Annotated in this window: 10 protein-coding genes; 6 read left to right on the top strand and 4 right to left on the bottom strand. The window is 73.5% G+C overall.

The window, feature by feature from the left end; genetic code table 11:
* On the bottom strand, positions 1-883 hold an 883-nt coding region (locus HOY81_RS27505), incomplete at its 3' end, for a hypothetical protein (RefSeq protein WP_272893189.1).
* A 151-nt stretch (positions 884-1,034) separates the two neighbouring features.
* On the opposite strand from HOY81_RS27505, the gene HOY81_RS23025 reads away from it, so the two are divergent.
* Positions 1,035-1,613, top strand: coding sequence for a hypothetical protein (locus HOY81_RS23025; RefSeq protein ID WP_237322571.1), 579 nt, complete (start codon positions 1,035-1,037; stop codon positions 1,611-1,613).
* 67 nt (positions 1,614-1,680) lie between these two features.
* Here the strand turns inward: HOY81_RS23025 and HOY81_RS23020 are convergent, their stop codons facing one another.
* The 3 genes from HOY81_RS23020 to HOY81_RS23010 form a co-directional block, all read right to left on the bottom strand.
* On the bottom strand, positions 1,681-1,872 hold the full coding sequence (locus HOY81_RS23020) for a hypothetical protein (RefSeq protein WP_237322569.1): 192 nt from the start codon (positions 1,870-1,872) through the stop codon (positions 1,681-1,683).
* Positions 1,873-2,091: 219 nt separating this feature from the next.
* Complete coding sequence (locus tag HOY81_RS23015; protein ID WP_237322567.1) at positions 2,092-2,427, bottom strand: hypothetical protein; 336 nt, start codon at positions 2,425-2,427, stop codon at positions 2,092-2,094.
* A gap of 337 nt (positions 2,428-2,764) precedes the next feature.
* Positions 2,765-5,713 (bottom strand): BTAD domain-containing putative transcriptional regulator, encoded by a 2,949-nt coding sequence (locus tag HOY81_RS23010; protein ID WP_237322572.1) that lies wholly within the window; start codon positions 5,711-5,713, stop codon positions 2,765-2,767.
* A gap of 537 nt (positions 5,714-6,250) precedes the next feature.
* On the opposite strand from HOY81_RS23010, the gene HOY81_RS23005 reads away from it, so the two are divergent.
* The 5 genes from HOY81_RS23005 (at position 6,251) to HOY81_RS22985 (ending at position 12,554) form a co-directional block, all read left to right on the top strand.
* Positions 6,251-7,279 carry a LacI family DNA-binding transcriptional regulator gene (locus HOY81_RS23005; protein ID WP_237322565.1) on the top strand — a complete coding sequence of 343 codons (1,029 nt, stop codon included), beginning with the start codon at positions 6,251-6,253 and terminating at the stop codon, positions 7,277-7,279.
* Between the two features lie 144 nt (positions 7,280-7,423).
* A complete protein-coding gene (locus HOY81_RS23000) occupies positions 7,424-8,740 on the top strand; it encodes an ABC transporter substrate-binding protein (RefSeq protein ID WP_237322564.1) in 1,317 nt (438 codons plus the stop codon).
* A gap of 36 nt (positions 8,741-8,776) precedes the next feature.
* A complete protein-coding gene (locus tag HOY81_RS22995) occupies positions 8,777-9,868 on the top strand; it encodes a carbohydrate ABC transporter permease (RefSeq protein ID WP_237322562.1) in 1,092 nt (363 codons plus the stop codon).
* The gene (locus tag HOY81_RS22990; RefSeq protein WP_237322560.1) at positions 9,865-10,797 is read left to right on the top strand and encodes a carbohydrate ABC transporter permease; all 933 of its coding nucleotides are present in this window, start codon (positions 9,865-9,867) and stop codon (positions 10,795-10,797) included. Before HOY81_RS22995 ends, HOY81_RS22990 begins: the two co-directional genes overlap by 4 nt.
* 74 nt (positions 10,798-10,871) lie before the next feature.
* Positions 10,872-12,554: a glycoside hydrolase family 13 protein gene (locus tag HOY81_RS22985; RefSeq protein ID WP_237322559.1), complete on the top strand. Its 1,683-nt coding sequence runs from the start codon at positions 10,872-10,874 to the stop codon at positions 12,552-12,554.
* Positions 12,555-12,558: the final 4 nt, after the last annotated feature.

Raw genomic sequence — 12,558 nt, 5'->3', positions numbered from 1 at the left:
GCCGCTGCTCCTCGGCGGCCGCGCGCTCCGGGGCGGCCGGCTCCGCGGGCTCTCCCGGCTCACCGGGGGGCCCGGCGGCACCGGCCCCGGCCGAGGCGCCCGCCCCGGCCCGGTCCGTCCACGGCTCCTCGGCGCGGGGCGCGGCCGGGGAGGTGGACCCGGCTCCGGTGCGACGGGTGTCCTCGCCCCGCCCGGTGGGCCGGTCGCCCTGCGGGCCGGGGGCGGTCCCGCTGTACGCGGTGCCGGTGGCGGGTTCGGTCACGCCGGGACCGGCGTGCTCCGCAGGCTCCGGGGCCGGTTCGGGTGCCGCGCCCCCGCGGCCGGCGTGCGTGGCGGCGGTCCCGCCGGCGGCTCCGCCGGCCGCCGTCATGGCCGTCGCCGGCCCGCCGTGGCGGCGTCCGCGGGACCAGCCGAACCCGCGGCGCTCCACGGGCTCCTCGGTCTCCAGGCGGTGCCGGCCGCGCCGCTTCCGCCGCCCGCGCATCACCACCGCGCCGACGAGGACGGCGAGTCCGCCGCCGACGGCGATGCCGACTCCGGAGGCCAGGCCCGTGTCCCCGCCGACGGTGAGACTGCCGAGGTCCATGCCGAGCCGTACCATCCACAGCACGGCGAAGCCGAGTACGAGCAGCCCGCCCAGCGCCACCATGAGCTGCGAGCGCAGCAGCACCCCGACCACCACGACCAGGGCGGCGACCGCCATCGGCAGGAAGAGGCCGGTGAAGAGGGCGGCCTCGGAGCCGCTGACGCCTCCGGGGGTGAAGAGGTCCTCCAGGAGGAAGTCCTGTCCCTCCCGGCCTCCGTACCAGTCGCGGAAGACGCTCCAGACGGCGGCAGCCGCTCCGACGAGGGCGAGCAGAGAGCCGATCAGATTCCTGACCATCGCGGCGCCTCGCTTCCCGTGCGTGGGCACGCTCGCGTTACGCAGAGTCCTTGGTCTCGACGCTACGCCGGGCGGAACCCCCTCGCCACTGCGGGCGTCCCCAGGTGTTGTAATGGCCTTGACAAGCAATCTCACCGGGGGGCTCTTTCCGATGACGCGCCATCTCAAGCTGATCGCAGCCGTGCTGCTGGTGTTCTTCGTCGTCAGCGGCTTCAGCCCGGCGCGCACTTCGGGCGGCGGCAAGGGCCGGGGCAGCAGCAGCGGCGGTGGCGGTGGCGGCGGATGCAGCAGCAAGAAGTCCGGCAGCCACAACGGCGCCTACGACTCCGACGACGACTACGGCGACTCCGACGACTACGGCACGGGCGGATCGGGCGGTGACGACGCCTACGACGCCTATGACGACTACTACGACTCCGTCGCCGGCGGTGGCAGTGGGGGTCACACCCCGCAGCCCACCGCCTCGGACGCGCCCACGGCCACCGTCGTCTCCTGCGCGAGCCGGTTCCGCAAGCAGGCGAAGGTGCGGGTGGAGTCCGCCTCCGCGCTCGACCGCGACTACCGGATCACGATCACCTTCTACGGCAAGCGCGGCACCCGGGTGGACTCGGCCACCGAGACCTTCGAGCTGCCGGGCGACGGCAGCGCCTCCGTCGACGTGCGGATGGACCGGCCGTCCCGGTCCGCCAAGGTCCGGCGCTGCGCGGTGACCTCGCTGGTGGAGAGCTGAGCCGGTGGAGAGCTGAGCGTACGCAGGGGCCGGGCGCGTGGCGCCCGGCCCCTGCGCGGTGTCGCCGTCACATCTGGTGGCGGTTCTCCAGCGGCTCCATCGTCCCGTGGCGGTTCTCCGCCGACACGAGCGTGGCCCTCGGGTCGTCCGTCTCCGGGACGGAGGTCGAATGGCGGTTCGCGAGAGCGGGGCTCGCCGCGGCGGCGACGAGGCCGGCGGTGAGCGCACTGAGCGCGAAGATCTTCGTGGCGCGGGTCACGGCAACTCCTCTGGACGGAACGTGGTTTCCCCTCGGGTCAAGGTAGCCGCCGGACGCACACACGTTGACGGATTGCGCTCGATCTTGAGCACCCGGTGACGGAAACCAGCCTTTTTCGTTTCTTTCACCCCTGCGTAGGCACGGTGCGGGGCCCGGCACCGGCGATGCCCCCTCTTCGCCGCCGATGCCGGGCCCCGGGCGTCCCCCGTGGAGGGTGGTTCAGTTGGCCGGCTCGCTGGTGGTGTGCCGGTTGCGCGTCCCGACCTCCGCCAGCTCGTCCGCCAGCGCGGCGGCCTCCTCGTCGATGTCGGCGTCGAGGCCGGAACCGACGGCTGCGTCCACGTCGGCGTCGACGTCCGCGTCGACGTCCGCGTCGACGGGCGTGCCGGTGGTGTGCCGGTTCTCCGCAGCGTCCAGGAACTCCTCCGCCAGCGCCGCCGTGCCGTCGTCGACCGGCGTGCCGGTGGTGTGCCGGTTCCGGGTGCTGACGGACTCGTCGGGCTCCGTGGTCTCCACGGTCTCCGCGGCCTGCGTGGTGCTCTTGTCGGTGGCCATCGTCCCCTCCTCGGGCAGTCGGACTGGTTCGCCGGCGAAGCACCCGCCCGGCGGCTCCCCCGTCGGCCGCCGGGCGGTGCTTCGCACAGACCGCTTCCCCGCAGTGCGCGGGGAGCGGCCTCCCCCCATCGAACCGTCTGCCCCCCGATGCGACGGAACGATGAGATGAGCATGGCGGGAGGCGATAAACGAACGATGAACGTCCGCTGGCAGCCCCCTCCGGTGCACGCCGGAAGGGGTCTCCGCGGTTCCGTCCGCCCGTGCCCCGGCGGCGGCCGGAGCACGGGCGGACCGGGAGCAGCCGTACCGGTGCGGTCGCGGGTGCGGCGCGGGCGCGTCAGGCGGCGGCGACCGGGGCGAGCAGCGCGCGGACCTCCGCGGCCTGGTCGGACCCGAGCTGCTCGTAGGTGGCCAGTGCCTCCCGCCAGCACGCCTGGGCGCGGCGGAGCTGGCCGATGCCGGCGAGGCAGCGGCCCAGAGTGGTCAGCGCGTTGGCGTGCCGCCAGGTGCCGCCCACACCGCGCAGGATGGCCAGCGCCTGCTCGGCGTGCGTGGCGGCCTTGGCGGGCTCGTGCGCGGAGAGGTGCACCTCGGCCAGCCGGAAGTGCGCCATGCCCTCCCAGAGGCGCTGCCGGGTGCGCTGGAAGATGTCCAGCGCCCGGGAGAGGCGGTCCAGCGCGTCGTCCAGCCGGTGCGCGGCCGTCAGCGCGAGACCGAGCGCGTAGAGCCCGTTGCCGAGGCGCATGGACGCCTCCAGGCGGCTGTAGACGACCACGGCCTGCTCGCTGAGGTCGACCGCGCTGTCAGTGCGGCCCATCCCGAGGTGGGCCCGGGCCAGGTTGCACAGGGCGCTGGCCACGGAGGGCTCGTTGCGGTCGGCCCGCAGGCTCTCCAGCGCCCGGCTGAGGTACGCCTCCGCGTCCTCGAACCGGCTCTGGTAGTTGGCCACGATGCCGCGGTCGTTGAGGGCGTAGGAGGAGGAGATCGGGTCCTCGGCGGCGTGGCCCAGCACCCCGGCCAGCCGCGCCTCCTCGTCCGCCTCGTCGAAGCGGCCGGTGGTCAGGTGCAGCCCGGTGAGGACCGAGCGGGCGCGGGCCTCCGCGCGGCCGTCCCCGGCGGTGTGCGCGGCCTCCCGCAGCGTCACCGCGGCCAGCTCGTACGCGCGGACGTTGACGCCGGCCTCGCCGAGCATGCTGGTGACCATCAGCAGGTCCACCGCGCGGCGCAGCGTCGCCCCGGAGGCGAGCTGCCGCGCGCAGGCGAGGAAGCATGCGGACTCGGCGAAGAGCCAGTCGATGGCCGCGGACTGGTCGGTGAAGACCAGGCCCGCGTGGTCGGTGGGGGCCAGATGCTCCACCAGCCGCTCCCCGGGCTGGTCCAGTGCGTAGACGTGGCGGGCGGTGGCGAGGTAGAAGTCCAGCAGCCGGGAGAGCGCCGCCTCCCGCTCGTCCGGCTGCTCGTCCCGCTCGGCACAGGTGCGGGCGTAGAGGCGCACCAGGTCGTGGAAGCGGTAGCGGCCGGGCGCGGCGGACTCCAGCAGCGAGGTGTCGACCAGCGACTCCAGCAGGTCCTCGGTCTCCTCCGGGCCGCGGTCCAGCAGCGCGCCGGCCGCGTGCAGCGAGATGTCCGGGCCCTCGGCCAGCCCCAGCAGCCGGAAGGCCCGCGCCTGGTCCTTGTCGAGCTGGCTGTAGCCGAGCTCGAAGGTGGCCTTGACGGCCTGGTCGCCGGCCTGGAGCTCGTCCAGCCGGCGGCGTTCGTCGGCGAGCTTGGCGGCGAGGATGGAGACCGTCCAGGTGCGGCGGGCGGCCAGCCGGGCGGCGGCGATGCGGAGGGCCAGCGGCAGGAAGCCGCAGGCGGCCACCACGTCCATGGCGGCCTCACGTTCGGCCGAAACCCGCTCCTCCCCGACGATGCGGGTGAAGAGCGTCATGGCCTCCTCGGGGCTCATCACGTCCAGGTCGACGAGGTACGCGCCGGCCAGGTCGACCATCCGGGTACGGCTGGTGATGAGCGCGGCGCAGCCCGCGGTGCCCGGCAGCAGCGGGCGGACCTGGGCGGCGTCCCGGGCGTTGTCCAGCAGGGTGAGCACCCGCCGCCCGGCCAGCAGCGAGCGGTAGAGCGCGGCGCGTTCCTCCACACCCTCGGGGATGCCGGAGTCCGGGGTGCCCAGCGCACGCAGGAACGCGCCCAGCACCGCCTCCGGGTCGGCCGCGGACGGCCCGGTGCCCTGCAGGTCGACGTAGAGCTGCCCGTCCGGGAACCGCTCGGCGGCGGCGTGCGCGACGTGCACGGCCAGCGTGGTCTTCCCCACCCCGCCGATGCCGGCCACCGCGGAGACCGCCATCACCGTGCCCCCGGCCTCGGCGAGCTGCTCCCCGAGCTCGGAGACGAACCCCGCCCGCCCGGTGAAGTCCGCCACGGTGGCCGGGAGCTGGGCGGGGCGGGCGACATCGCGCACCGCCGCGGAGGCGGGTTCGTCCGGCGGCAGCGACAGCTCCTCGTCGGCCTCCAGGATGCGCTGCTGGAGCTCGGTGAGCTCCGGGCGCGGGTCCACCCCCAGCTCGTCGGCGAGGAGCCGCCGGGTGTCGGCGTAGACCGCGAGCGCCTCCGCCTGCCGGCCGCTGCGGTACAGCGCCAGCATCAGCAGCTCCCGCAGCCGCTCCCGCAGCGGGTGGGCGGCGGTCAGCGCGGTCAGCTCGGAGACCGCCTCCGCGTGGCAGCCGAGTTGCAGGTCCAGGTCCAGCCGGTGCTCCTGGAGGCCGAGCCGCCACTCCTGAAGCCGGACCCGCTGGGTCTCGGCGTACGGGCCGGGCAGGTGCGCCAGCGGCTCGCCCTCCCACCGGGCCAGCGCCGCGTCGTACAGCTCCCGGGCCCGCGCCCGGTCCCCGGCGGCCGCCGCCTTCTCCGCCTCCGTGGCCAGTCCGGCCGCGGTGTCGGCGTCCACCTCCACACCCGCCCGGTCTGTCCGCAGTGCGTACCCGCCGGCCTCGCTGACCAGCAGTTCCGCGTCCGGCCCCAGCGCCTTCCGGAGGCGGGAGGCGTAGGTGCGCAGGGTGGCCTTGGCCTGCTCCGGGGGCTCGGTGCCCCAGATCGCGTCGATCAGCTCCTCGGCGGTCGCGGTGTGCCCGCCGCGCAGCAGCAGCGCCGCCAGCAGCGCCCGCTGCTGCGGCGAACCGGTGTGCAACGCGCTGCTTCCGCGCCACGCACGAACGGGGCCGAGCACGGCGAACCGGAGCTGCTGCTCGCACTGCTCGGACCCGTGTCCCGTCTGGCCCTCGGCGCCCATGGTGCCCCCTGCCGTCGTGCGCTGCGTCCGCCAATCCGCCATTCCGCATCGGTCAGTTTGCCTTGTCACCGACCCGTACGTCAGCTCAGGTACCGGCCTCTTGCACCGGTTTGGGCCGCGGCTGTGGCATTTCCGCAACCTCCGGGCAGCGAGAGGCGGGTGATGCGCCGTCAGCGAGTTCGGTACGCGCGGGTAGCGAGCGCCGTCCGCCGGGGGCGACGGCGGTGGCGCGGGCGTGCGGCGGCACCGGGGCGCCGGCGAGCGGAGCGCGGGCGACGGCCCGCCGGTGCCCGGTGCCCGGTGCCGCTTCCGCACCCCGGCAGGGGGCCGGCCGTACGGGTGCGCTGTACACGTTTACAGTGACCGCGAAATCCGCAGAAACCCGGAGAAAACCGTCTTCAGCAGGCGGCGCCCGTGCCTTTTCCGGGCTCCGTCGCAGAAATCTCTGTGCACTCCGTTGCAACGGCGTTTCACGCGCCCTATGTTCCTTGCACTCCCCGGCGACGGCCCGGGGCGCCGAGGACAGGGAGACTGCGCATGCCCGCGACCATCATCGACGTCGCCCAGCGTGCCGGGCTGTCGACGGCGACGGTCTCCCGGGCACTGCGCGGCCTGCCCAACGTCTCGGAGAGCGCGCGGGCCCGGGTGCTGCGCGCGGCCGAGGAGCTGTCGTACACGGTCTCCCCCGTCGCCTCCCAGCTCAGCTCGGGGCGTACGGGGGCCGTCGGGGTGGTGGCGCCCTTCCTGAACCGCTGGTTCTACGGGCAGGTCGTGGTCGGCATCGACTCCGTGCTGCGGGCCCACGATCTGGACCTGCTGCTCTACAACCTCGGCGACGCCCGGGTGCACCAGCGTTTCTTCGAGCGGCTGCCGGTGCGCCGCCGGGTGGACGCACTCATCGTACTGACCCTGCCGCTCTCCGGCCCCGAGGCCGAGGCGCTGGCCTCCCTGGAGGTTCCGGTCACCGTGCTGGGTGATCCCCGGCCCTGCTTCTGGAACGTCCGGATCGAGGACACCGAGGGTGCGAAGACCGCGGTGCGGCACCTGATCAACCTGGGTCACCGGCGCATCGGCATGATCAGCGGGGCCGCCCACCCCCGGGGCTTCAGCTGTCCGCTCTACCGCCGGGAGGCCTACCGTGCCGCACTCGCGGAGGCGGGCCTCCCGCACGACCCGCGGCTGGAGGCGGCCGGCTACTTCGGCATCGAGGACGGAGCGGCGGCCATGGCGCACCTCCTCTCGCTCTCCGATCCGCCGACCGCGGTCTTCGCGGAGTGCGACGAGATGGCGTTCGGTGCCCTGCGCACCGTACGGCGCATGGGGCTGCGCTGCCCCGAGGACGTCTCCGTGGTCGGCTTCGACGACCACGAGATGGCCCACCTGATGGACCTCACCACCGTCGCCCAGCCGGTCGTCGAGCAGGGGTCCTCGCTGGCCCGGCAGATGCTGGACGCCCTCTCCGGCGACTGTGAGGAGGCGCACGAACGGGTGCTGCCCACCCGGCTGATCGTCCGTGGCACCAGCGGCGTCGTGGTCCCGGACGACCGGCGCGCGGCTCCCGCCTGACCCGGCGTCGCCCCGCACCCCGGGGCTCGCACGGGCTGACATGAGCACACCAATTTCCTATGAGGCCGGGTGCAGGACTCCCCGACTGCGCACCGTCCCGGCCAAATTCCCCGTCAGAGCAACATCGCAGAAAGGTGTTTCGCCATGCGCAGCGTCCTCTCCCGCCGGACGGCGGTCCCGACGGCCCTCGCCCTGTGCTCCCTGCTCGCCGCCTCCGGATGCGGCTCCGGGGACTCCTCGTCGGAGTCCGGCTCCGGCGACATGACGTTCGAGGGACGCGGACCCATCACCTATGTGGCGGGGAAGGACACCACCGGGACCATGCAGGCGCAGCTCGACCGCTGGAACAAGAAGCACCCCGACCAGAAGGTCACCTTCATCGAGCTGCCCACCGACGCCGACGCCCAGCGCCAGCAGATGATCCAGAACGCCGAGACCGAGTCCGACGCCTACACGGTGCTCTCCCTCGACGCGGTGTGGACCTCGGAGTTCGCCGCCAACCGTTGGATCGATCAACTCCCCAAGGACGAGTTCCCGCTGGACACCATGCTCCAGCCGGTGGTGGACACCGCCACCTACCGCGGCAAGCTCTACGCCGCCCCCGCCTCCTCCGACGGCGGCCTGCTCTACTACCGCACCGACCTGCTGGAACAGGCCGGCGTGGCGGAGCCTCCCGCCACCTGGGACGAGATGAAGAAGGCCTGCGCCAAGGTGCTGAAGCTCCCCGAGGCCGAGGGCATGACCTGCTACACCGGCCAGTTCGAGAAGTACGAGGGCCTCACCGTCAACTTCTCCGAGGCCGTCCACTCCGCGGGCGGCGTCGTCACCGACGCGAACGGCAAGCCGAACGTCGACACCCCCGAGGCCCGCCGCGGCCTCGACTTCCTCGTCGACTCCTTCGAGGACGGCACCATCGCGAAGAAGGCCATCACCTACCAGGAGGAAGACGGCCGCCGCGCCTTCCAGAAGGGCGACGTCGTCTTCATGCGCCAGTGGCCGTACGCCTACGCGCTGCTGAACAAGAAGGACGGCTCCAGCGACGTCGCCGGCAAGTTCGACGTCGCCCCGCTCCCCGGGGCCGACGGCCCCGGCACCTCCAGCCTGGGCGGCCACAACCTCGCCCTCGCCTCCTCGGCCAAGAACAAGGCCACCGCGCTGGACTTCATGAAGTTCCTCAGCAACGAGGAGAACACCCGCAAGAACCTCAAGGCCGCCTCCCTCGCCCCGCCCTACGCCACGCTCTACGAGGAGCAGGAGCTGATCGAGAAGTACCCCTACCTGCCGGAGCTCAAGGAGTCGATCGTCCGCGCGAAGCCGCGCCCCCGCGTCGTCCGCTACGGCGACGTCACCCGCGCCATACAGGAGGAGGCGTACGCCGCCCTCAACGGCCGCAAGAGCAGCGCCGCCGCCCTGAAGAGCCTGCAGAAGTCCCTCGAGAAGCTCACCACCCCCGGACAGTGACCCGCGCCGGCCGCTGACCCCTCCGGAGGTACCCCCATGCCCGACACACGCACCCCCGCACCGGGCGGCCTCCCCGCCGCCCCCGCCCGCCCGGCCGCGCGGTCCGCCGCGCGGCCCGGGCGCCGGGCCACCGCGGGCGCCGGCCGTCTGGCCGCCCTGCTGGTCTCGCCCACCCTGCTCGTCCTCGCGGTCGTCATCCTCTACCCCACGCTGATGGCGCTGCACTCCTCCTTCTTCGGCGCCAAGGGCGTCGACCCGGAGACCGGGTTCGTCCGCGAGACCGAGCCCTTCGTCGGACTCGGCAACTACTCGGCGATCCTGGGCGACCGGGCCGACGAGTTCTGGAACGCCTTCTGGAACACGAGCTGGTTCACGGTCACCACCGTCACGCTGGAGACCGTCATCGGCGTCGGCATGGCGCTGATCATGCACCAGGCCCTCCGCGGCCGGGCGCTGATCCGCGCGTCCATCCTGATCCCCTGGGCCATCCCCACCGCGGTGAGCGCCCTGCTCTGGCGCTGGGTGTTCAACACCGACGGCGTCGCCAACGCCCTGCTGCCCGGGCAGACCCTGTGGACGGCCGACGGCGTCCAGGCACAGCTCGCCGTGATCACCGCCGAGGTGTGGAAGACCGCACCCTTCGTCGGCCTGCTCACCCTGGCCGGCCTCCAGCTCATCCCCCGCGAGGTGCACGAGGCCGCCCGGGTGGACGGCGCGAACGCGCTGCGCCGGCTCTGGCACATCACGCTCCCGCTGGTGAAGCCCGCCCTGCTGGTCGCGGTCCTCTTCCGCACCCTGGACGCGCTCCGCATGTTCGACCTGCCCTACATCCTGATCGGAGCGCAGAAGAAGTCCGTGGAGACCCTCTCCATGCTGGCCCACGCCGAGGCGTCCAACGTCCGCTTCGGGCCCGCCTCCGCGTACGCCGTGCTCCTCTTCGTCTACGTCTTCCTCATCGCCCTCGCCTTCCTGCGCCTGCTCGGCACCGACCTGGTGGGTGAGGCCGCCACCCGGCGCCGTACGGCCGGCGGGGGGCCCGGCGGCGGCGTACGGGGAGCCGTACGCGGACTGCTCGGGCACCGCACGGGCGGCGCACCCCGACCCGGAAGGGAGGCCGCGGGCGCATGACGACCGCACCCACCACCACCGGCGCCGGCACGCCGGGGGCCGCCGGGCCCGCGACGGCCCCCGCCTCCGCGCCCGCGGCGCCCCGGCCCGCCCGCCGGGCCCCCGGCGAACGCGCCCGCAGGGCCCTGCTGACCTGCGGCGTGGCCGCCGTCATCCTCTACTGCCTGGCGCCCTTCTACTGGATGCTGGTGTCCAGCCTCCGCCGCACCTCCGACATCTTCGAGAAGTCGCCCTGGCCGTCACCGGTGTCCTTCGAGAACTACACCGCGGTGTTCAAGCCGGAGCAGGGCTTCGGGCGGGCCCTGCTGAACAGCCTCATCGTGGCCGGGACCACCACGCTCTGCGCCCTGCTGCTGGCCACCTTCACCGCCTACGCGGTGGCGCGGCTGGACTTCCGCTTCAAACGGGCCATCATGAGCGCCGTCATCGCGATGTCGATGTTCCCCGTGGTCTCCATCGTGGTGCCGCTGCTGCGGTTCTTCACCGACATCGGCTGGATCAACACCTACCAGGCCATGATCGTGCCCAGCATGTCCTTCGCGCTGCCGCTCGCCGTGTGGAACCTGACGGTGTTCTTCCGGCAGCTCCCGGAGGAGCTGGAGCAGGCCGCCATGGTGGACGGCTGCACCCGCGGCCAGGCGTTCCGCCGGATCATGCTGCCGCTCGCCGCGCCGGGCGTGTTCACCACCGCGATCATCACCTTCATCGCCGCCTGGAACGAGTTCCTGATCGCGCTGTCCATGACGAACAAGTCCGATCTCCAGACGGCCACCGTGGCCATCTCCAAGTTCACCGGAGCCACCACTTTCGAGACACCTTTCGGCAGTCAGATGGCCGCGGGCGTCCTGGTGACCGTTCCCCTGGTCATCATGGTGGTGCTCTTCCAGCGCCGTATCGTCGCCGGGCTGACCGCCGGCTCGGCCAAGTGACCCGGCGGCCGCCCGCCCCGGCGGGCGGCCGCCACCCCACCGCACACCGCACGACGTGGAACGGAGTACCACTCTTGCCCCGCACCTCTGCCCCGGAATCCCCGGACGCCGCGACCACCGCCTGGTGGCGCCGGGCCGTCATCTACCAGGTCTACATCCGGAGTTTCGCGGACGGGAACGGCGACGGCGTCGGGGACATCGCCGGGCTGCGCGGCCGCCTGCCGTACCTGCGCGACCTCGGCGTGGACGCCCTCTGGATCAACCCCTGGTACCCCTCGCCGATGGCCGACGGCGGCTACGACGTGGCCGACTACCGGGACATCGACCCCGCCTTCGGCACCCTGGCCGAGGCCGAGGCGATGATCCGCGACGCGCACGCCCACGGCCTCCGCGTCATCCTGGACATCGTCCCCAACCACACCTCGGACCGGCACGCCTGGTTCACCGAGGCGCTCGACGCCGCCCCCGGATCCGCCGCCCGCGCCCGCTACGTCTTCCGGGACGGCAGGGGCCCGGACGGCTCACAGCCGCCCAACGACTGGCGCAGCTGCTTCGGCGGCCCCGCCTGGACCCGGATCACCGAGCCCGACGGCTCACCCGGCCAGTGGTACCTGCACCTCTTCGCCCCGGAGCAGCCCGACCTCAACTGGGACGACCCGGAGGTACGCGCCGAGTTCGAGTCGATCCTGCGCTTCTGGTTCGACCGGGGCGTCGACGGCTTCCGGATCGACGTCGCCCACGGGCTCAGCAAGGCCCCCGGGCTGCCCGACCTCGGCCTCGCGGAGCACCTCGTCTTCGCCCCGGACGACGACCGCGAGGACCACCCGCACTGGGACCAGGACGCGGTGCACGAGATCTACCGCGGATGGCGCAGGGTCGCCGACGCCTACGACGGGGACCGGGCGTTCGTCGCCGAGGCACACGTACCGGACGCCCGGCTGCCCCGCTACCTTCGCCCCGACGAACTGCACACCGCCTTCAACTTCCCCTATCTGCGGGCCTCCTGGAGCGCCGACGGGCTGCGCGACGTGATCGACCGCAGCATCGCCGCGCACGCCACGGTCGGCGCCCCCGCCACCTGGGTGCTCTCCAACCACGACGTGGTGCGGCACGTCACCCGCTACGGCCGGGAGGACACCTCCGAGACCCCCAACCACCCGGGCCCGCCGCCCCCCACCGACCTGGAGCTCGGCAGCCGGCGCGCCCGTGCCGCCGCTCTGCTGATGCTCGCGCTGCCCGGCGGCGCGTACGTCTACCAGGGCGAGGAGCTCGGCCTGTGGGAGGTGGAGGACATCCCCGAGGAACTGCTCCAGGACCCCACCTGGGAACGCTCCGGACGGACCGTGCGTGGCCGGGACGGCTGCCGGGTGCCGCTGCCCTGGTCCGGCAGCGCACCGCCGTTCGGCTTCGGCCCGGACGACTCCACCCCGTGGCTGCCGCAGCCGCCGGAGTGGAAAGGACACACCGCGCAGGCCCAGACCGGCGCGATGGACAGCACCCTGGAGCTCTACCGCGCCGCGCTCCGGCTGCGCCGGGAGGACCCCGGCTTCACCGGCGAGGAGCTGCGCTGGAGGGACGCCCCGGAGGGCGTGCTGCACTTCACGCGCGGCGCCGGGGTGCACTGCGTGGCCAACCTCTCCGGGGAGCCGTACCCGCTTCCCGAGGGCGCCGAGGTGCTGCTGCCCAGCGCACCGCTCGACGGCACCCGGCTGGCGCCGGACGCCGCCGTCTGGCTGCGCCTGCCCGGGCACGGCTGAGCGT

The sequence above is a fragment of the Streptomyces sp. JJ36 genome (assembly GCF_021696945.1).
Lineage (GTDB): Bacteria > Actinomycetota > Actinomycetes > Streptomycetales > Streptomycetaceae > Streptomyces.
Note: the sequence above shows the minus strand (reverse complement) of the source record. Positions and strands in the feature narration are given on the sequence as shown.

Bases quoted from the DNA above. Each gene is read 5' to 3' on its own strand.
- HOY81_RS23015 (WP_237322567.1), bottom strand. From the start codon at position 2,427: ATGGCCACCGACAAGAGCACCACGCAGGCCGCGGAGACCGTGGAGACC.
- HOY81_RS22995 (WP_237322562.1), top strand. From the start codon at position 8,777: ATGCCCGACACACGCACCCCCGCACCGGGCGGCCTCCCCGCCGCCCCC.
- HOY81_RS23005 (WP_237322565.1), top strand. From the start codon at position 6,251: ATGCCCGCGACCATCATCGACGTCGCCCAGCGTGCCGGGCTGTCGACG.
- HOY81_RS23025 (WP_237322571.1), top strand. From the start codon at position 1,035: ATGACGCGCCATCTCAAGCTGATCGCAGCCGTGCTGCTGGTGTTCTTC.
- HOY81_RS23000 (WP_237322564.1), top strand. From the start codon at position 7,424: ATGCGCAGCGTCCTCTCCCGCCGGACGGCGGTCCCGACGGCCCTCGCC.
- HOY81_RS23010 (WP_237322572.1), bottom strand. From the start codon at position 5,713: ATGGGCGCCGAGGGCCAGACGGGACACGGGTCCGAGCAGTGCGAGCAG.
- HOY81_RS22990 (WP_237322560.1), top strand. From the start codon at position 9,865: ATGACGACCGCACCCACCACCACCGGCGCCGGCACGCCGGGGGCCGCC.